At 64.7% G+C, this 18,654-nt stretch carries 18 protein-coding genes; 7 read left to right on the top strand and 11 right to left on the bottom strand.

Going from position 1 to position 18,654, the window contains the following annotated elements:
• Nucleotides 1-57: 57 nt before the first annotated feature.
• From H281_RS0123320 to H281_RS0123350, 7 genes are all read left to right on the top strand, one after another.
• Nucleotides 58-2,976, top strand: coding sequence for a DUF4118 domain-containing protein (locus H281_RS0123320; RefSeq protein WP_020069551.1), 2,919 nt, complete (start codon nucleotides 58-60; stop codon nucleotides 2,974-2,976).
• Nucleotides 2,969-3,667, top strand: coding sequence for a two-component system response regulator KdpE (gene kdpE / locus H281_RS0123325; protein ID WP_020069552.1), 699 nt, complete (start codon nucleotides 2,969-2,971; stop codon nucleotides 3,665-3,667). Before H281_RS0123320 ends, kdpE begins: the two co-directional genes overlap by 8 nt.
• Nucleotides 3,668-3,787: 120 nt before the next feature.
• The gene (sugE, locus tag H281_RS0123330) at nucleotides 3,788-4,108 is read left to right on the top strand and encodes a quaternary ammonium compound efflux SMR transporter SugE (protein WP_020069553.1); all 321 of its coding nucleotides are present in this window, start codon (nucleotides 3,788-3,790) and stop codon (nucleotides 4,106-4,108) included.
• 203 nt (nucleotides 4,109-4,311) lie between these two features.
• Nucleotides 4,312-4,923, top strand: coding sequence for a DUF4126 domain-containing protein (locus tag H281_RS0123335; RefSeq protein ID WP_027804877.1), 612 nt, complete (start codon nucleotides 4,312-4,314; stop codon nucleotides 4,921-4,923).
• Between the two features lie 152 nt (nucleotides 4,924-5,075).
• A complete protein-coding gene (locus H281_RS0123340; protein ID WP_027804878.1) occupies nucleotides 5,076-7,565 on the top strand; it encodes an ABC transporter permease in 2,490 nt (829 codons plus the stop codon).
• Nucleotides 7,566-7,596: 31 nt separating this feature from the next.
• Nucleotides 7,597-8,010, top strand: coding sequence for a group II truncated hemoglobin (locus H281_RS0123345; RefSeq protein WP_020069556.1), 414 nt, complete (start codon nucleotides 7,597-7,599; stop codon nucleotides 8,008-8,010).
• The gene (locus H281_RS0123350; RefSeq protein WP_020069557.1) at nucleotides 8,003-8,731 is read left to right on the top strand and encodes a DUF924 family protein; all 729 of its coding nucleotides are present in this window, start codon (nucleotides 8,003-8,005) and stop codon (nucleotides 8,729-8,731) included. The genes H281_RS0123345 and H281_RS0123350 overlap by 8 nt, the downstream gene beginning before the upstream one ends.
• A gap of 127 nt (nucleotides 8,732-8,858) precedes the next feature.
• On the opposite strand, the gene H281_RS0123355 is transcribed toward H281_RS0123350, so the two are convergent.
• From H281_RS0123355 to H281_RS0123405, 11 genes are all read right to left on the bottom strand, one after another.
• Nucleotides 8,859-10,682: an ArnT family glycosyltransferase gene (locus tag H281_RS0123355; RefSeq protein ID WP_020069558.1), complete on the bottom strand. Its 1,824-nt coding sequence runs from the start codon at nucleotides 10,680-10,682 to the stop codon at nucleotides 8,859-8,861.
• 263 nt (nucleotides 10,683-10,945) lie between these two features.
• Nucleotides 10,946-11,692 (bottom strand): SDR family oxidoreductase, encoded by a 747-nt coding sequence (locus H281_RS0123360; protein WP_020069559.1) that lies wholly within the window; start codon nucleotides 11,690-11,692, stop codon nucleotides 10,946-10,948.
• Nucleotides 11,693-11,759: 67 nt separating this feature from the next.
• Nucleotides 11,760-12,344 carry an LOG family protein gene (locus H281_RS0123365; RefSeq protein ID WP_020069560.1) on the bottom strand — a complete coding sequence of 195 codons (585 nt, stop codon included), beginning with the start codon at nucleotides 12,342-12,344 and terminating at the stop codon, nucleotides 11,760-11,762.
• 11 nt (nucleotides 12,345-12,355) lie between these two features.
• The gene (locus H281_RS0123370) at nucleotides 12,356-13,069 is read right to left on the bottom strand and encodes a TetR/AcrR family transcriptional regulator (RefSeq protein WP_020069561.1); all 714 of its coding nucleotides are present in this window, start codon (nucleotides 13,067-13,069) and stop codon (nucleotides 12,356-12,358) included.
• Between the two features lie 257 nt (nucleotides 13,070-13,326).
• Complete coding sequence (locus H281_RS34805) at nucleotides 13,327-13,974, bottom strand: diacylglycerol kinase (protein WP_084690163.1); 648 nt, start codon at nucleotides 13,972-13,974, stop codon at nucleotides 13,327-13,329.
• A 20-nt stretch (nucleotides 13,975-13,994) separates the two neighbouring features.
• Nucleotides 13,995-15,026 carry a glycosyltransferase family 4 protein gene (locus H281_RS0123380; RefSeq protein WP_020069563.1) on the bottom strand — a complete coding sequence of 344 codons (1,032 nt, stop codon included), beginning with the start codon at nucleotides 15,024-15,026 and terminating at the stop codon, nucleotides 13,995-13,997.
• Between the two features lie 43 nt (nucleotides 15,027-15,069).
• Entirely contained in the window at nucleotides 15,070-16,011 is a 942-nt protein-coding gene (locus tag H281_RS0123385; RefSeq protein WP_020069564.1) for a UDP-2,3-diacylglucosamine diphosphatase, read from the bottom strand.
• A 155-nt stretch (nucleotides 16,012-16,166) separates the two neighbouring features.
• Nucleotides 16,167-16,724, bottom strand: a complete 558-nt coding sequence (locus H281_RS0123390) for an RDD family protein (RefSeq protein WP_027804879.1) — start codon at nucleotides 16,722-16,724, stop codon at nucleotides 16,167-16,169.
• A gap of 13 nt (nucleotides 16,725-16,737) precedes the next feature.
• Nucleotides 16,738-17,496, bottom strand: a complete 759-nt coding sequence (locus H281_RS0123395) for a DUF3106 domain-containing protein (protein WP_020069566.1) — start codon at nucleotides 17,494-17,496, stop codon at nucleotides 16,738-16,740.
• Between the two features lie 16 nt (nucleotides 17,497-17,512).
• On the bottom strand, nucleotides 17,513-17,941 hold the full coding sequence (locus H281_RS0123400) for a DUF3619 family protein (protein WP_020069567.1): 429 nt from the start codon (nucleotides 17,939-17,941) through the stop codon (nucleotides 17,513-17,515).
• A complete protein-coding gene (locus tag H281_RS0123405; protein WP_020069568.1) occupies nucleotides 17,938-18,501 on the bottom strand; it encodes an RNA polymerase sigma factor in 564 nt (187 codons plus the stop codon). The genes H281_RS0123400 and H281_RS0123405 overlap by 4 nt, the downstream gene beginning before the upstream one ends.
• Nucleotides 18,502-18,654 lie beyond the last annotated feature (153 nt).

Genomic DNA, 18,654 nt, shown 5'->3' on the forward strand with positions numbered 1-18,654 from the left:
GCCGTCGCCGTGCCACCATGCACGCACCGCCGCGTGCCTACCATCGAACATGCAAGCATGAACCGCCCCGATCCCGATCAACTGCTCGACAAGCTGCAGCGCGACGAACAACAGCGTCAACGCGGCAGGCTGAAGATTTTTTTCGGCGCGTCGGCGGGCGTCGGCAAGACATACGCGATGTTGCAGGCGGCGCGCCGCCGCCGTGACGAAGGCGCGGACGTGGTGGTCGGCATCGCCGAAACGCATGGACGCGGCGAAACCGCCGCGCTGCTCGAAGGGCTCGACGTGCTGCCGCTTGCACAGTTCGACTACCGTGGGCGCAAGCTCGGCGAATTCGATCTCGACGCGGCGCTGGCGCGCAAGCCGCAACTCATTCTCGTCGACGAACTCGCGCATTCGAATGTGCAGGGCGCGCGGCATCTCAAGCGCTGGCAGGACGTGTATGAACTGCTCGACGCCGGCATCGACGTCTATACGACTGTCAACGTTCAACACCTGGAAAGTCTGAACGACGTGGTTGGACAGATCACGGGCATCCGCGTGTGGGAGACAGTCCCCGACCGCGTGTTCGATCGCGCCGACGAAGTCACGCTGGTCGATCTTCCAGCCGAGGAACTGCTCGACCGCATGCGCGACGGCAAGGTGTATCTGCCGCAACAGGCCGAGCGCGCCGTGCGCAATTTCTTTCGCAAGGGCAACCTGATCGCGTTGCGCGAGCTGGCATTGCGCCGTACCGCCGATCGGGTCGACGCGCAAATGCGGGAGTATCGTGCCGACCGCTCGATCGAACGGATCTGGCAGGCGCGCGAACGCTTGCTGGTATGCGTCGGTCCCGGCCCCGAAGCGCCGATGCTGGTGCGCGCGGCGGCGCGTCTCGCCACAAGTCTGAAGGCGGACTGGATCGCCGTGTATGTGGAGACGCCCGCGCTGCAGCGCTTACCCGATGCGCGGCGCGAACGCACGCTGAACGCATTGAAGCTCGCCGCTGAACTCGGCGCGGAAACGGCGACGCTCGCGGGCGTCGACGCGGCTTCGGCGCTGGCCGGTTACGCACAGGCTCGCAACGTGTCGAAACTGGTGGCGGGCGCGTCGACTCGCTCCGGTCTAACGCGCTGGCTGCGCCGCCCGCTTGGCGAACGCATCGCGGAAAAGGCGGGTCACGTCGATCTCACGCTGATTCGCCCGTCGTCGTCGGAAAGCGGCAGCGGTGAGCAGCACCGCTTGCTCAGCACGACTGCGAACGCATGGCGCGATGCGTTGAGCGCCGCGCGCGAACGCCGCTCGCCGCCGCGCGCGTACGGCTTCGCACTGGCGATCTGCGCGGGCATCACCGCGTTGTCGAGCCAGTTGAGCGATCACATCGATCTGACGAACCTGGTCATGCTGTATCTGCTCGGCGTGGTCTTCACAGCAGCGAAACTCGGGCGCGGGCCCGGCGTGCTGCTGTCGTTCCTGAGCGTCGCCGCATTCGACTTTTTCTTCGTGCCGCCGCGCTTGTCGCTGTCGGTGTCGGATACGCAATATCTGCTCACGTTCTTCGGCATGTTGCTGACCTCGCTCGTGATCAGTCATCTAACGTCGAGCTTGCGGCGCGAGGCGCGCGTGGCGCGGCGCCGCGAGCAGCGCACCGGCGCCATGTACTCGATGGCGCGCGAACTGGCCGCCGCGCTCACGACCGAACAGATCGTCGGCATTGGGAGCCGTCACGTGAGCGAAGTGTTCGGCGCGCGCGTTGCGGTCCTGTTGCCGGACAGCGCCGACCGGGTGAAGCAGAAAATCGAGGACCCGGACGCCGCAGTCACGCTAGAAGGCGAACTGCTCGATACCGATGTCGGCCAATGGGTCTACGATCATCAGAAGCCGGCCGGACACGGTACCGACACGCTGCCCGCTGCGGCTGCTCTGTATCTGCCGCTAAAGGCGCCGATGCGCACGCGCGGCGTGCTTGCGGTGGTGGTGCGCGACGAACGCGAACTGGACGTGCCCGAGCAGGAGCGCATGCTCGACGCGTTTGCCGCGCAGATCGCGCTCGCGCTCGAGCGCGTGCATTATGTGGATATTGCGCGCGACGCGCTGGTCAGTATGGAATCCGAACGTTTGCGCAACTCGCTGTTGTCGGCGATTTCGCACGACTTGCGCACTCCGCTTACAACGATTGTCGGCTTCTCGTCGATGCTCGCACAATCGCGGGGAACTCATGTCGACGTGGAGCGCGACGGTGAACTCGTCGAGGCGATCCATGAAGAAGCGCTGCGCATGACCGGGATCGTGACGAATCTGCTCGACATGGCGCGCTTGCAGGAGGGCAGCCTGCAGCTAAACCGGCAGTGGACGCCGCTCGAAGAAACCGTGGGCGCGGCGTTGCGCGCCTGCAAGCGTGCGCTGAGCGGACACCCGGTGCAGGTCAATCTCGCGGCCGACCTGCCGTTGCTGCATCTGGACGCTGTACTGATGGAGCGGCTTTTTTCGAACCTGTTCGAGAATGCGGCGAAATACACGTCGCCCGGTACGCCGCTGACCATCGGCGCGCAACGCTTCGAGCCGGACGGCAAGCCGTTCGTGCGCGTCACTGTCGACGATAATGGGCCGGGCCTGCCAGCCGGCATGGAAACGCGAGTGTTCGAGAAGTTCACGCGCGGCGAGAAGGAATCGACCAAGCCCGGCGTGGGCCTGGGTCTCGCGATTTGTCGAGCGATCGTGGAAGCGCACGGCGGAAGCATCGGCGCGCTCAATCGCGTGGCCGCTGGGTCTGTAGGTTCGGCAGGTTCGGCAGAAGCGGTTGATGGCCGCATCGACGGTGCGCGCTTCTGGTTCACGCTGCCCGTCGACACGCCGCCGGACGCGCCGGATCCGATGGACGAAGAAGCCGACGACGATCTGGGACACAATCCGGGACAAGCAGACTCAACACCCGCGGATTTGGACTCGCATTCAAACCCGCACCTGGACCAGCTAGCGAAACCAACTCATGAGTGAGCCGAGCATCACCGTCGTTCTGATCGAAGACGAAAAGCAGATTCGCCGCTTTGTGCGCACGGCGCTGGAAGGGGAGGGCATCGCCGTGTATGACGCCGAGACCGGCAAGCAAGGCCTGGTGGAAGCCGCGACGCGCAAGCCGGATCTCGTGATCGTCGATCTCGGCCTGCCCGACACCGACGGTCTCGACGTGATCCGCGAATTGCGCGGCTGGAGCGAGTTGCCGGTGATCGTGCTGTCCGCGCGCACGCAGGAGAGCGAGAAAGTCGCGGCGCTCGATGCCGGTGCGGACGATTACCTGACGAAGCCCTTCGGCGTGTCCGAACTGCTCGCGCGAATCCGCGCGCATCTGCGGCGTCGCAATCAGGGCGGCGCGAACGAGTCGCCGCAGGTGCGCTTTGGCGCGGTAAGCGTCGATCTGGCGTTGCGCCAGGTGACGCGAGAAGGCGCCGCGGTTCATCTGACGCCGATCGAGTATCGGCTGCTCGCAACGCTCGTGCGCCATGCAGGCCGCGTACTGACGCACAGGCAATTGCTGCGCGACGTGTGGGGGCCGTCGCATGTCGAGAGCTATCACTATCTGCGAATCTATATGGCGCATTTGCGGGGCAAACTGGAGCGCGATCCGGCGCAACCCGAGCACATCGTGACGGAAACAGGTGTCGGATACCGGCTGGTCGGCGTGGCTTGAGCACGGCGGCGTGCGCCTCACAGCGCGATGGCGAGCGGATCGTTATAATTACGAACCGTAAGGACGGCCTTACGCTTTTCACAAACGGGGACGGCCCCATCTGATCAATGGAGCTGTTCCATGTCCTGGATTCTTCTATTCGTCGCCGGTTTGCTCGAAGTCGCTTGGGCGGCCGGTCTCAAAAGCTCGGACGGTTTCACACGGCTGTGGCCTTCGGTCTTCACCATCGTGACGGCGGTCGGCAGCTTCGTGCTGCTGGCAATGGCTATGAGGCAGTTGCCGCTCGGCACCGCATACGCGGTGTGGACCGGCATCGGCGCGGTCGGCGCGTTCATCTTCGGCATCGTGATGATGGGCGAGGCGCTCACGGTCGCACGGGTTGCGAGCGCGGCGCTGATTGTCGTCGGCCTGGTCGGGCTCAAGCTGTCGTCGGGACATTGAGTCCCTGCACATGCCGCCATTTTGCAAGCCACTCTGCGTTCTGCGAATTAACGTGGCTATAATGAGATTGAAACCAACCTGAAGTTGCCCGCGGCCTGCCCGGCGCGGCCGGCTTGGCGCGGGTCTGACGACTTCGGTGTGGCGGCTCCTTCGTGATTGGCCTGCCGAAGCGCCCGGCACGCACCGCGCGCCTGGAGGCGGCCATGCTTGAATCACTTTCGCTTGCTGCGGGGCTCTCATGGGGCAGCGGCCTGCGCCTCTATCTGACGGTCCTGCTGGCCGGCGTGTTCGAGCGCCTCGGCCTCGTTCATCTTCCCGATACCTTGTCCGCGCTGTCCTCGCCTTGGGTGATCGGCGTGGCGGGCGCGCTGACCGTCACTGAATTTCTTGCAGACAAGATTCCCGCGTTCGATTCCTTGTGGGACGCAATTCACACGTTTATCCGCATTCCGGCCGGCGCCATGCTCGCAGCCGGCGCACTCGGCCATGCCGATCCCGCGCTGCTGACGGTAGCCGCGCTCGCGGGCGGCACGCTCGCAGGCACCGCGCATCTCACGAAAGCGGGTACGCGCGCGCTGATTAATCTGTCGCCGGAACCGGTGTCGAATATCGTTACGTCGACCGCCGAAGACGGCCTCGTATTCGGCGGCATCCTGCTTGCGCTCTTCCTGCCGCTGCTGTTTCTCGTGCTGATCGTCGGCTTCCTGGTGCTGGCCGGCTGGGTGTTGCCGCGGCTCTGGCGCGGCGTGCAGGGCGGCTTTCGCGGCATGGCTACGCATATGGTGTCGCGCCTCGCGAGGAGCCGGCACGATTGAGCGATACCAGCGAAACCCGCGATACCAGCGAAACCCGCGATACCAGCGGTACCGACGAAGCCAGCGACAAGGTCACACATTCCACGGCACGCGTCGGCGTGTCCGCGACGCGCCGCTTTAGCGGCGGCGATCTGCTGCGCCAGGCGATTCGCATGACCGCGCGCGACTGGCGCGCGGGCGAACTCACCATGCTGCTGCTCGCGCTGGTGCTGGCCGTCGCGGCGCTATCGAGCGTCGGCTTTCTGGCCGACCGTTTGCATCAAGGGCTCGAGCGTGACGCACGCCGCATGATCGCCGCCGACTTCATCGTGCGCGCGGATCATCCGGTCGATCCGCAGTTTGCGCAGCAGGCGTCGGCGCTCGGGCTGAGCACGGCGACCACGGCAATCTTTCCGAGCATGATCAACTCGACCGGCTCTCAGCCGGTGTCGCGACTCGCCGCAATCAAGGCGGTGTCGCCGGGCTATCCGCTGCGCGGCGCGTTGCGGATTGCGTCAGCGCCCACGGCGGCGGATCATCCCGCGCAAACCATTCCCGCGCCTGGCACCGTCTGGGTCGATCAGCAACTGCTCGACGCGTTGAAGGTGCGCATAGGCGACACGGTGAAGGTCGGCAACCGCAGCTTCATCATCGGCGCGATGATCACGCGCGAACTCGACCGTGGCTTCTCGTTCGTCAACTTTTCGCCCCGATTGATGATGCGCGCGGACGAGGTTCAGTCCACCGGGCTCATCACGTTCGGCAGCCGCGTGACGTACCGGCTGCTGGTCGCGGGCGCCGATGCGTCGGTCGCGCGCTTTGCAGAGTTCGCGCACGGCAAGGTGGACGGCGGCAAGATGCGCGGGGTCGCGCTCGAATCGTTGCAGGACGGCCAGCCGCAAGTGCGCCAGACACTCGACCGCGCAAGTCATTTCCTCACGCTCGTCTCGCTGCTGACCGCGCTGCTCGCGGCCGTGGCGATCGCGATGGCCGCGCATCGGTATATGCGCAGGCATCTCGACGGATGCGCCGCAATGCGCTGTCTCGGCGTGAGTCAGCGCACGCTGCGGGCACTGTTCACGCTCGAATTCGTCGGCGTGGGCGTGCTGGGCGGCGCGCTCGGCGTCGCGCTGGGGTATCTCGGCCATCTGGCGTTGCTGACGTGGCTTGGCAGTCTCATCGACGTCGCGTTGCCGTACCCCACGGCATGGCCGGCGCTCGAAGGCATCGCAGCCGGTCTGGTGCTGCTGCTCGGCTTTGCGCTGCCGCCGCTGTTGCCGCTCACGCGTGTGCCGCCGGTTCGCGTGCTGCGTCGCGAGTGGGGCGAAGAAGGGCGCACGGCGTGGGCCGCTTACGCGCTCGGCATCGTGCTCTTCGCGGGACTGTTGATCGTCGCGGCGGGCGAGTTGAAGCTCGGCGGAATCGTCGCGGGCGGTTTCGCGGGCGGACTGCTGGTGTTCGCGTGCGTCGCCCGCGTTGCGCTGTGGGGCGCGGCGCGCGTGGTGCGCAGCGAGCGTGTGAATGCGGGCATCGGCTGGCGTTATGCGCTCGCCTCGCTGGAGCGGCGCAGCAGTGCGAGCGCGTTGCAGATCACCGCGCTCGGCATCGGCCTCATGTGCCTGCTGTTGATCGCGATGACGCGCAACGATCTCGTGGCCGGCTGGCGCAAATCGACGCCGCCCGATGCGCCGAACGAATTCATCATCGACATTCAGCCCGATCAGCGCGACGCGGTCACGCATTATCTGGACACGCATGGCGTGCCGGACACGGTGCTCTCGCCGATGGTGCGCGGCCGGCTCACCGCCATCAACGGCAAAGCGGTGAATCCCGATTCGTTCAAGGGCGACGACGCGAAACGGCTAGTGGACCGCGAATTCAATCTGTCGTACACGACGCAGTTGCCCGAGGACAACCGCCTTTCCGCCGGCACCTGGTATGGCGACGCGAAGACGCCGCAGATTTCGATCGAAGAAGGTCTTGCGAAGCTGATCAACGTGAAGCCGGGCGACGTGCTGCGCTTCGACGTCACCGGCCTGCAGATCGACGCGCCGGTCACGAGCGTTCGCAAGCTCGACTGGGGCTCGTTCAAGGTCAACTTTTTCGTATTGATGCCGCCGGCCGCGTTGCAGGACTTTCCGGCTACGTTCATTACCAGCTTCCATTTGCCGCCTGAAAAACGTTCGACTATCGACGGCCTGATCGCCGCATACCCGAATCTGACGGCCATCGACACCGGTCCTATCCTCGCGCAGGTGCAGCGCGTGTTGCAGCAGGTGATCGGCGCGGTGCAATTCCTGTTCGCCTTCACGCTCGCGGCAGGCGTGCTCGTGCTGTACGCGGCGCTCGCCGGCACGCGCGACGAGCGTATGCGAGAATCCGCGCTGTTGCGCGCGCTGGGCGCGTCCCACGGCCAGGTTCGCACGGTGCAGATCGCCGAGTTCGTCGCGGTCGGCGCGCTCGCCGGATTCATGGCGGCACTCGGGGCGCAGGTGATCGGCTGGGTGCTCGCGACTCGCGTGTTCCAGTTCTATCTCGAGTTCAATCCATGGCTGCTGCCCGCCGGAATCGCGGCGGGCGTCGCGTGTGCAGCGGTCGGCGGCTGGCTGAGCTTGCGGCATGTGCTGTCGCGTCCCGCGTTGCAGTCTTTGCGGGACGCCTGATTTTTCCCTCGATTTCTGTTGATGAGTTGTTATGAGTGAGCTTGATGACGAAGTGTCGGCGGCGCAGCCTACGGCCTTCGAACTGGTTGGCGGAGAAGCGCGTGTGCGTGAACTCGTCGACCGTTTTTACGACCTGATGGATCTCGAAGCGGAGTTCGCCGGCATTCGCGCGTTGCATCCCGAGTCGATGGACGGCTCGCGCGACAAGCTGTTCTGGTTCCTTTGCGGATGGCTGGGCGGGCCCGATCATTACATCAGCCGGTTCGGGCATCCGCGCCTGCGTGCGCGGCATTTGCCGTTCGCGATCGCGTCCAGCGAACGGGACCAGTGGCTTCGCTGCATGGCTTGGGCGATGGAAGACATAGGGCTTGCCGAGCCGCTGAGAGAACGGCTGCTCGGCTCGTTTTTCGAAACGGCCGACTGGATGCGCAACCGCAATGGCTGACCTCGACACGGACACCGACGGCGCGGCGCCGTTGCCGGTGGCGAATGCGCTGACCGATGCGCTTGCAGGCGAGGTGGCCGACCGCAGGTCGGCTGACTACGCCGCGCTCGATCCGCAGGCGCGCGCCGTGCTCGACTGCTGGTTCGGTGCGCCGGACTCGCCGGACTTTGGCGAGCCGCGCAAGCTCTGGTTCACCGCCGACGAATCATTCGATGCGAGCTTGCGCGAACGTATCGCAACGCTGATCGATGCCGCCCGCGAGTCCCAGCTCGACAGTTGGGCCGCAACGCCGTTAGGAGCGCTGTCGCTCGTTATCGTGCTGGATCAGTTTTCGCGCAATTGCCACCGCGACACGGTTACGGCATTCGCGGCCGACCGGAAAGCGCTGGCTATTGCACAGCAGATGGTTGCGAGTGGAGCGGACCGGCTGTTGCCGGGCGTGCATCATCGCGCGTTCGCTTATCTGCCGTTCGAACACGACGAATCGCTCGCAAGCCAGCATGAGTCGCTGCGTCTTTTCAAGGCCCTTGCCGCCGAGCCGGGCGGTGCGTCTTATTATTCGTTCGCGGTGAGGCACGCAAAGATCATCGAGCGCTTTGGACGCTTTCCGCATCGGAACGCGGTGCTCGGACGCGAGTCCACAGCCGATGAAATCGCCTTTCTGCGCGAGCCGGGCTCGTCGTTTCAATCGCGCGCGAAAAAGCCGGCCGCCGGTAGTTGACGTGCGTTCTGGCCGCCTGACGCACCGCGTTGCGGGCTAATGCGCGTACGGCGGGTCCTCTTGAATGGGCGCGTTGCCCGGATTCTCTCTTAGGCGAACGCCGCTTTATCAACGCACGATTCTCGCGTTATCGCGTCCCTGCACCGACAGCCGGGGTACGCACGAAGACGCGCAACAACTCGTCGGTATCGCCCGGACGCGCGCCCGACCAGAAGAGACGCCAGTCGCCAGCCGGTGTGGACGGGTTGTCCCGCCGGCCTCCGACAATCAGCCACGTGCACCCGGTCGTGCGGGCGTCGACGGTCGGCTGGTGCTCGATGCCAGCAAAATATTCGAGCATCGGCGCTTCGGACTCGCCTAAGCCGATGCTCGCCATGCAATCGCCGTCATTCCATTCCACGTTCAACGCCTCGCCGAGGTTTTCGAACACCGAGCGGTAGCTCTTCGCGTAATCGAGCCAGGGCAGCAGCAGCGTGCTCACCAAGCCCCACGCGACGACAGCGCCCGCGCACCAGCTGAGCGAGCCGCGCCACTTGCCCGTGTATTTGAACGCGGGCAGCAGCCACAGCCAGCCGATAGTCATCAACAGCGCGGCGGCGATCAGCCCGGGGCGGACGGGTAAGACGAAGTCGAGCGGCAGCCATCGGCCGAGCCGGTGCAGCGATGCATGCGTGTTCACCGGGCTGCTCGCGATGGACCAGACAATCCAGGCGAGCGCTGCCGTGCTGCCGAACAACACGCGGCTCGTAATGTCCCACGCCGTATGGAAACGCTGCGGCAACCGCTCGGCGCCTTGCATCGCGAGCAACGCCAGCGGCGCAATGAAAGGCAGAATGTAGAGTTCGCGGATCGTCGCGGAGCTTTGCAGCACGGCGAAACCAGTGCCCGCGAAAATCGCCGGCAAAGCGACGCGCGGGTCGCGCCAGCGCCGCCATGCGCCGCCCGCGAGCGCGGCCACTGCCAGCGGCACGACGGGAAACCCGACGGTCAGCACGGTGCGCAGCACGAATAGCCGGTTCTCGCTTTCCGAGCCAAGTTCGGCCACCGAAAAACCAAAAAAGCGGCCGACGTTGTTATCCCAAAGCCAGACCTTGAAGAGCGCTTCAGACCGTAGATAGAAGCAGAGCGGCCAGATCAGTGCGAACGGCGCGCACACCAGCGCGGCCACGCCGAGCGCGCCGGCGAAGCTGCGGCTGCGGCAGGTCGGATAAAGCACGAGCACCGCGCAGACCGTCGCGCCGAACACGAGTGGCACGAACAGGCCTTTCGCGAGAAACGACAGGCCGACGCCCGCGCCGAACATCGCGGCGCCGCTTAGTATCGCGTGGCGACGCTGCGCGGCGTCGTTGTTTCGTTCTCCGTCATAACGAAGATGCGCGAGCACGAGTTCGAACAGCCCGCAGAATCCGATCGCCGCACCGGCCATCAGCGCGACGTCGGTCATCATGTCGTGCACGTGTTTGACGACGACGAGGGTGCCTCCAAACAACGCCAGCGTGCTGACCACGCGCAAGTCGCGCCAGTTCGTGGCATCCACGGCGCGGCGCGCGACACGGGCCGTGTAGTACACGGTCAACCCGGCGAACAGCGCGCTCGCGAGACGCGCCGCGTCATGCAGTGGCATGTAGCGGCCGAACATCCATGCGAGGCCGGCGGCCACCCAGTCGTACACAGGCGGTTTTTCCACGAACGGCTGGCCCGCGTTGGTCGGCACTACGAGATCGCCGGTGTCGAGCATGTGCTGGACGATGCCGAATGTATAAGTCTCGTCCTGTTTCCAGGGATCGTGACCCAGCGTGCCCGGCAAAAGCCACGCGCAGACGATCGCCATCGCCACGAGCCAAAGCAGCGAACGCACGTTGCCGAGCGCACGCCAACGCTCGAGGTAAGGCGCGCGATCGGCGGCTGGCGAGCCGGCGGCCGGAGATGGTGCGACGGGCTTTTCTTGCATAAGACGATCTCTTATCGCGGCAAGCGGCAAGCGCCAACTCAGGCGCGCGTACCGGTTCTTTATTCGGCGTCGCGGGCATGGCGCGCGATCGGCCGCGATTGTAATCTCCTATTCTTACGAACGATTACACGCGCGGCGGCGCACAGACGCGGCAGTTGAACGTGCCGGGGCAATACCTATGCCTGATGGGCTGCAAACGGGAACAGGAAGGAGACGCGGCGTGACATCGGCCGCCGCGTAAATAGACGGTGAAGAAAGGGCGCCTAGCGGCCGCCCGCAACGTCGATGAGAGCGCCAGTCACATACGACGCGGCATCGCTCAGCAGCCAGACGATGGTTTCTGCAACTTCGTCGGCGCGGCCGGGACGGCCGAGCGGGGTTGTCGAACCCAGTTGTGCGGCGCGATCCGGCTTGCCGCCGCTCGCGTGGATCTCAGTGTCGATGAGACCCGGCCGTACTGCGTTCACACGCACGCCTCGCGGGCCGAGTTCCTTCGCGAGCCCGAGCGTCATGGTGTCGACCGCGCCTTTGGCGCCTGCGTAGTCGACGTATTCGTTCGGCGAACCCAGCCGCGCCGCCGCCGATGACACATTGACGATCACGCCGCCCGCGCCACCGCGATCCGTCGACATGCGACGCGCGGCTTCGCGCGCGCACAGATACGCGCCCAGCACATTGACGTCGAAGATACGCGTGAGGCGCGCCAGGTCCATGTCGGCGAGTTGCATCGACGGTGCAACGATACCCGCGTTGTTGACGAGCGCATCGAGCCGGCCAAAGGTCTGCTCCGTTTGGTCGAACATCGCAATCACGTCGGCTTCGTTTGCGACGTCGCCGGCAACCGGCAATGCGCGCCCGCCGGCCCGCTCGACTTCGGCGACGGTCTCCTGCGCGGCGGCCAGATTCTGCGTGTAATTCACGACGACGGACCAGCCGCGCGCGCCCAGCAAGCGCGCCGTCGCGCGGCCTATACCGCGGCTGCCGCCGGTGATCAGAACGGTTTGCGTCATCGCAACCTCAACGTGCAGGGAGAGTGGGCGCCAGGCAAACGCGGCGGGCTTTCAATCGCGGCCGAAGTCAGACGGCGTCGCGGTTGATCGCCCACTTGTCGGCGGCGGGCGGTTGATAGCGTTGCAGCTTGCCGATCAATGCGCCGGGATCGGCGTCGATCTGCAGGATGTCGAGATACGCTTTGCGCATGAAGCCTTCGTCGACAGTGTGCTGCAAGAGATTGATCAATGGATCGTAAAAGCCGTCGATATTGAGCAGTGCCACCGGTTTCTGGTGATAGCCGAGCTGCGCCCAGGTGTAGACCTCGAAGAGTTCCTCCAGCGTGCCCGCGCCGCCCGGCATTGCAACGAACGCATCGGACAGATCGGCCATCATCTTCTTGCGATGATGCATGTCGGGCACCACGTGCAGTTCGGTCAGCCCGTTATGGCCCACTTCCTTATTGACGAGCAACTCGGGAATCACGCCGATCGCGCGGCCGCCTTCGGCCATCACCGTGTCGGCGATCACGCCCATCAGGCCAACCTTGCCGCCGCCGTACACCAGCGCGAGATCGGCTTCTACGAGCGTGCGGCCGAACGCGCGCGCCGCTTTTGCATACAACGGTTTGGCCCCGTTCGCGGAGCCGCAATACACACACACCGACTTCATGGAGAAACGTCCTATTCGTTGCGAGGCGCGGCGCCTTCTTTCGGCGGCAGATAGTCGTAGAACTCGCGCTTGGGCAGCTTGCCCGACACCAGGTCGTCGAAGATCTGCCGCGAGCGGCCGCGCAGATAAGGTGCCATCAACGACACGATCTGTACGCTTACCTGGTGGAGTTCCGCGCGAATCGCTTCCTGCTCGTTGTATTTGCGCGGGTTCATCACGAACTGATACGACAGCCAATACGTTGCTATCACGCCGATGTTGGTCGCGATCACTTGCAGTTCGTCAGGCGTGGCGACCATCTCGCCGTCAGCCACGAGTTGATCGCAGAACTGGCTGGCAAAACGCACTTTGTGACTGATGATCTGCTTGAAGTGCGTTTCGAGCGTGCGGTTGCGCGCGAGCAGATCGTTCAGATCGCGATACAGGAAACGGTAGCGCCATGTGAAATCGACCATGTATTGCAGATACGACCACATTTCGTCGATGGTCGCACGGTGGTCGTCGGGAAAACGCAGACGCTTTTCGATCTCCTGCTCGAACTGGCTGAAGATGCTGTTGATGATGTCGTCTTTGTTGCGGAAGTGGTAGTACAGGTTGCCTGGACTGATCTCCATTTCCTCGGCGATAGTCGTCGTCGTGACGTTCGGCTCGCCGATTTCGTTGAACAGTTTCAACGACAGTTCGAGTATCCGTTCGCGCGTGCGGCGGGGAGGTTTGGCTTCCATGTCGTCCGGCCCTGGTTACGCCGGGTCGGACGCGCGGCGGTGTGCCGCTGCTGCGTATTCCACCCGGACGCGGTTGCTATTTTGAGACTGCCGGACGATTATAAACCGAGCGTTCTAATATCAAACGGATACCGAGGGTTTTCATTTTTGCGGCGGACGCGGGTCGTCTGCAAGCTGCGTTTTTTATCGCTTCGCTCGCGCCGCCTGGCGTCGTTGGGTTGTCGTTGCGTTGTCGTTGCGTTGTCCTTGCGTTGGCGTCAAAGCCACGCCTTCACCCAGCGCACGACGAGCGGGCCCACGATCAGCACCCAAGTCATCAGGCACATGCCGAGCGCAACCATCACCGCCGCGCTGCCCAGGTCTTTCGCACGGCGCGACAGTTCGTGCCGTTCCAGCGAAATACGGTCAATCGCCGCTTCCACGCTCGAATTCAGCAACTCGACGATCAGCACCAGCAGCACGGAGCCAAGCAGCAACACGCGCGATACCGGTTCGACCGGGACCAGCACGCCGCACGGAAGCAGAATCGCGGCAAGTGTCAGCTCCTGGCGAAACGCGCTCTCCTCGCGGATAGCGACACGAAAGCCCGCGAGCGAGTTTTTCATCGCGTGCCAGGCGCGGGTCAGGCCGCGGTTGCCCTTGTATGGATTGAAGGGCAGGGGCGCGAGCGGGTCGTCGGGACCGAGCGGTTCGTGCTGGGTGTCGCTGTTCGCGGGTGTGCCGTTGTGGGCGCGCTCCGCGCTTTGGCCGTTCCGGCGATGCCCGTCGATTCGATCCGGCACGGTGGATTCGCTGACGTCGTCGAACGGCTCGACGCCCGCGGTGTCGTGCTCGTTGGGGGCGTGAACGGCGCGCAGCGCGCCGTTCGCGGACGCGCGGCTTGCGGGAGAGTATCTGCTTCGCATGGGCAGCCAGGCGCGCCGCGTCACGCGGCCGCGCTCTCCTCGCGATACGACGCACGCGGCAACGGCTTCAGATGCGCGGCGAACTGCTCCGAGGCCGCCGCCCACGAAAAGCGCTCGGCCCATGCGCGCGCGTGCGCGCGGTCGATCTTGAGCGCTTCCAGACACGCGTCGCGCAGGTCTTCGTTCATCGCGCCGGCGCCGCCGTTGCCGAGCACGTCGATCGGGCCGGTAACCGGATAGGCGGCGACCGGCGTGCCGCAGGCGAGCGCCTCGAGCAGCACGAGCCCGAACGTGTCCGTTCGGCTCGGAAAGACGAACACGTCCGCTGCAGCATAGACCCGGGCGAGTTCAGCCTGTGTCAGCACGCCCAGATAGTTGGCGGTCGGATAGCGCGATTTCAGCTCGGCCAGCGCGGGCCCTTCGCCCGCAACCCATTTCGAGCCGGGCAAATCGAGCTTCAGGAATGCCTCGACGTTTTTCTCGACGGCCACGCGCCCTACGTACAGAAAGATCGGCCGCGCGGTATTCAGAACCTTCGAATCCATCGGGTGAAAAATGTCGAGATCGACGCCGCGCGTCCACAACACGACATTCGTAAAGCCGTATTTTTCGAGGTCGCTTTTGACGACCGGCGTCGGCGCCATCACGGCAAGCGACGGCTTATGAAACCAGTGCAGGAACTTGTAAGTCGCGGCGAGCGGAATGCCGAAACGCGCCTGCACATATTCGGGAAAGCGCGTGTGATACGCGGTTGTGAACGGTAGCTTGTGCTGGATCGCGTAAGCGCGCGCGGCCATGCCGAGCGGGCCTTCTGTCGCGATGTGGAGCGCGTCGGGCGCAAATTCGTCGATACGCTGGCGCAGCTTGCGGCGCGGCAGCAGCGACAGGCGAATCTCGGGATACGTCGGGCAGGGAATCGTCCGGAATTCGAGCGGCGTCAGCAAGTCGACGTTGTGGCCGAGCTCGGTCAGCTCGCGCGTGGTGTTCTTCAGCGTGCGCACGACGCCGTTGACCTGCGGTTCCCATGCGTCGGTGACGATCATGATCTTCATCGATTGGTTTTCCTCGATTCGAGCCAGCAGAGGTTGAGAGGGATTACGCCGTCGCCCGGGCCTTTTGCACGCCCGCTTCCGGGGCTCGCATCACGGTCCAGTAGATCACCTTGAGTTCGCCTTCGTACGTCTCGACGAGCGCCGACAGGCTTTCGACCCAGTCGCCGTCATTGCAGTACAGCACGCCGTCGATGTCGCGTATCTCGGCCTTGTGGATGTGCCCGCAGACCACGCCGTCGCAGCCGCGGCGGCGGGCTTCGTCGGTCATCACGCGTTCGAACGACGAGATGAAGTTCACCGCGTTCTTGACCTGATGCTTCAGGTATTGCGAAAGCGACCAGTACGGAAAGCCGAGCCGGCTGCGGATCCGGTTGAACCAGCGGTTCAGGATCAGGATCATCGTGTAGAGCGTGTCGCCGAGGTAGGCGAGCCACTTCGCGTGCTGGATCACGCCGTCGAACAGATCGCCGTGCACGATCCACAGGCGCTTGCCGGCGAGCGTCGTGTGGAAGGCTTCGCCGCGCACGTGGATGTCGCCGAACGCGAGGTCGCAGAACTGGCGCGCCGCTTCGTCGTGATTGCCGGGCACATAGACTACCTGCGTGCCTTTACGCGCCTTGCGCAGCACTTTCTGCACGACGTCGTTGTGGGCCTGCGGCCAGTACCAGCCTTTTTTCAACTGCCAGCCGTCGATGATGTCGCCGACGAGATACAGATACTCCGACTCGTTGTAGCGCAGGAAATCGAGCAGATAAGGCGCCTGGCAGCCGCTCGATCCGAGGTGGATGTCCGACAGCCAGATCGTGCGGTAACGCTGTGGCTCTGCGTGCTCGTCGTCGTGCTGGGGCGCGTGTGTGTCGAGCGGCAGCGGTGCGACGGGAAGCGGCAAGCCGTGGCTATGGGTGGATTCGGGGCGGAACGCGACGGAGTCGACGCTCGGGCCAGTCTGGCGGAACAGGGAAGTCGCGGACGTTTTGGAGTCCATGGCTCACGCGTCGAGTTGCGGTGCCTGTATTGGGCCTACGGCGCGTGACTGTGCCGTGACAGTCATGAGAAGTTCTTATTACTGCGGCGGGCGGAGAAGGGCAAAGAAGGGCGAGCGGGGACTGCGGGAGAACGCGGGGAGTTGGGTCGAGCCGCTCAGTGCGCGACGTCGATGACGCGCGTTCCAGCAAGACGGTCATGCAGAAACTGACGGCTGGCGCCGAAGCGGCCGGTGGCCGCCCACAACACGAACCAGATAGCGGCGATCGTGAGGGTTTGCGGCAAGCGCAGGCCGAGGAGCGGATGCAATGCGAGCGGCGGCAGAAACCATAGCCACGCGAGCACGTAGCGTGCAATCGCCCGCCACGCGGAGAGCGGCGCGCCGCTGGCCGCGACAACGCGCAGACGCCAGGTTTTCATCGGCAGGGTCTGGCCGCTGTGGGTCCAGAACCACACGAAATACAGACCGACGACAAGGCCGATCCACGCCGCCAGCAGATTGTGGTGCGTGAGTCCGTTGCGCTGCTGCGTGAGCGTGCTGAACAGATAACCGGCGACGAAAACGACGCCGAACAGCAGCAGCGCTTCGTAAAGCAGCGCGGCGAGACGGCGACGCACGGTCGGCGGGGTGTCCGTTGAACCGGCCGGCTTGGCCGGGGACGGACTCGCGTTGGAGTTCGAACTGGATCCGGAAGTCACGCGCGGTTCTGACACGGGCGGGAGCGGCTCACGAACCGTTGAAAATCGACGGCGCTTCCGCCGGGGAGACGGGCAGCGGCGTGGCCGGCACGAAGCTGCCGGCGGCCGGGATACCCGGCAGCGAAGCCGGGCTCGGTAATGACACGGCCGCCGCCGCGCTCGCCGACGACGTGCCGCTCGCGGCACGCTCGCGTGCATTGACAAGCCGGTCGAGCCCCTTGATCTCGCTGCGGCCCGACGGCGGCGCGCTGACCACGCTCGGACGCCGCTTGTGCTCGCTCGCGGCAAGCCGCTGCTTCAGTTCTTCCGGCAATTCCTGATAGGCCTTCCACGCGTTCTGGCGCGCTTCACGGGGCAATTGCTTCGAAACCTGGTAATTTTCACGCGCGACGCGGCGCTGATCGGGCGTCATGCGCACCCATTCGGTCATCCGTTCATGCAGGCGTTTTTGTGCATCGGGTGACAATTTCGAGTAACGCGATGCGATCTTCAGCCATTTTCGTTTGCGTTCGTCGCTGAACGAATCCCACTGCGCCTCGAATGGCGCCAGCGCCACATGCTCCGCGGCGCTCAGCCGCGACCACGCCAGCGGACTTTTGCTGCCGGGCAGGCCAGGCAATTCGACGCCGAGTGCGGGCGCGGGCGGGCGCGCCGCGCCGTTACCGGTCGCGGCGGGCGCGCCGGCGGAAGAAGGGGTCGGGTAAAAGCGCGGATACGTCGCGGCAAACGACACAAGAGCCGCAATCGCACATCCGAAAACAACGGCAAGACCGCGCTTGTAGCTCACCCGAACACTCTCCCGCTCAGTGGGCGCGCGAAAGATACGCGTTGAAACCGTGGTCGAGATAGGCATTGAGCGGCAGGTCGTCGCTTAACATGGCGGCATCGATATCGGCGAGTTCAGCCGTGCGCTGCTGGTCTTCCCAGTAGGCAATGCCGACGAGGCTCACGACGAGCGCAGCGAGCGGCCACGCGAGAGCGAAGCGGCGCAGCGGCGAACGGCGGCGTTGTGGCAGTTCGCCATGCGACATACCGCCCGGCATACCCGCTCCGGCGAGAGCGGGCGCGAACACCGGCGCGCTCACGGTTTCGGGCTTCTTGCGGGCGAGCGCGGCGCGGCGCGCCGCGGCGAGTCGATCGACGGTGGCGGGCGGAATGCTGGCGGCGTTTTCGTCGAGCGCGCGGCGCACCTGGCGCGCGAACTCGAGTTCTTTTGTTTCTTGGGAGCTCATAGCGTGATTCCTTTGGCCTTGAGCGCTTGCGCCAGCGTGTGGGTGGCCCGCGAGCAGTGCGTCTTCACACTGCCTTCGGAGCAGCCCATTGCGGCGGCAGTCTCGGCGACATCCATATCTTCCCAATAACGCATGAGAAACGCCTCCCGTTGACGTGCCGGTAACTTTCGGATCTCGTCGTCGATCATCTGCAAGACCTGTTCGCGTTCGAGCTTCTGTTCGTTGCTCTCGGCGCCCGCCGAGCCCTGCTGGGCCTCGAACGTTTCCAGCGGATCGAATTCGTCGTCGTCGGCATTGCCTAGCGACGAGAAGAGGCTGACCCACGTATTGCGTACTTTCGCACGACGGAAATGGTCGTGCATCGCATTCTGCAGAATACGCTGAAACAGCAGCGGAAGCTCGGCCGCCGGACGGTCGCCGTATTTTTCGGCGAGCTTGATCATCGCGTCCTGCACGATATCCAGCGAGGCGTCGTCGTCCCGCACGGCGTAGACCGTCTGCTTGAATGCGCGCCTTTCGACGCCCGCCAGAAAGTCGGCGAGTTCCTTGTCTGATGCCATCCGTTTGGGGGTCGGCGCAGCGAGCGTGCGCGTAATCGGTCGAAAAATGTCGTAAAACTCGCGGATGCTAACAAACTTTTGCGAAAGCAGGGGCGAAAGCTGGACCGGTCGACATCGTCATGACGTTGGTCGCCGGTCAGAAGAGCGCGCCAG

It is taken from the genome of Paraburkholderia caledonica (genome assembly GCF_000383275.1).
GTDB classification, from domain to species: Bacteria; Pseudomonadota; Gammaproteobacteria; order Burkholderiales; family Burkholderiaceae; genus Paraburkholderia; species Paraburkholderia caledonica.

Excerpts from the sequence above, each read along its gene's own strand:
- H281_RS0123400 (WP_020069567.1), bottom strand. The coding sequence starts at position 17,941 with ATGAGCTCCCAAGAAACAAAAGAACTCGAGTTCGCGCGCCAGGTGCGC.
- H281_RS0123385 (WP_020069564.1), bottom strand. The coding sequence starts at position 16,011 with ATGGACTCCAAAACGTCCGCGACTTCCCTGTTCCGCCAGACTGGCCCG.
- H281_RS0123360 (WP_020069559.1), bottom strand. The coding sequence starts at position 11,692 with ATGACGCAAACCGTTCTGATCACCGGCGGCAGCCGCGGTATAGGCCGC.
- H281_RS0123350 (WP_020069557.1), top strand. The coding sequence starts at position 8,003 with ATGGCTGACCTCGACACGGACACCGACGGCGCGGCGCCGTTGCCGGTG.
- H281_RS0123335 (WP_027804877.1), top strand. The coding sequence starts at position 4,312 with ATGCTTGAATCACTTTCGCTTGCTGCGGGGCTCTCATGGGGCAGCGGC.
- H281_RS0123380 (WP_020069563.1), bottom strand. The coding sequence starts at position 15,026 with ATGAAGATCATGATCGTCACCGACGCATGGGAACCGCAGGTCAACGGC.
- H281_RS0123320 (WP_020069551.1), top strand. The coding sequence starts at position 58 with ATGAACCGCCCCGATCCCGATCAACTGCTCGACAAGCTGCAGCGCGAC.
- H281_RS0123340 (WP_027804878.1), top strand. The coding sequence starts at position 5,076 with ATGACCGCGCGCGACTGGCGCGCGGGCGAACTCACCATGCTGCTGCTC.
- H281_RS0123355 (WP_020069558.1), bottom strand. The coding sequence starts at position 10,682 with ATGCAAGAAAAGCCCGTCGCACCATCTCCGGCCGCCGGCTCGCCAGCC.
- H281_RS0123365 (WP_020069560.1), bottom strand. The coding sequence starts at position 12,344 with ATGAAGTCGGTGTGTGTGTATTGCGGCTCCGCGAACGGGGCCAAACCG.
- H281_RS34805 (WP_084690163.1), bottom strand. The coding sequence starts at position 13,974 with ATGCGAAGCAGATACTCTCCCGCAAGCCGCGCGTCCGCGAACGGCGCG.
- kdpE (WP_020069552.1), top strand. The coding sequence starts at position 2,969 with ATGAGTGAGCCGAGCATCACCGTCGTTCTGATCGAAGACGAAAAGCAG.
- sugE (WP_020069553.1), top strand. The coding sequence starts at position 3,788 with ATGTCCTGGATTCTTCTATTCGTCGCCGGTTTGCTCGAAGTCGCTTGG.
- H281_RS0123345 (WP_020069556.1), top strand. The coding sequence starts at position 7,597 with ATGAGTGAGCTTGATGACGAAGTGTCGGCGGCGCAGCCTACGGCCTTC.
- H281_RS0123405 (WP_020069568.1), bottom strand. The coding sequence starts at position 18,501 with ATGGCATCAGACAAGGAACTCGCCGACTTTCTGGCGGGCGTCGAAAGG.
- H281_RS0123370 (WP_020069561.1), bottom strand. The coding sequence starts at position 13,069 with ATGGAAGCCAAACCTCCCCGCCGCACGCGCGAACGGATACTCGAACTG.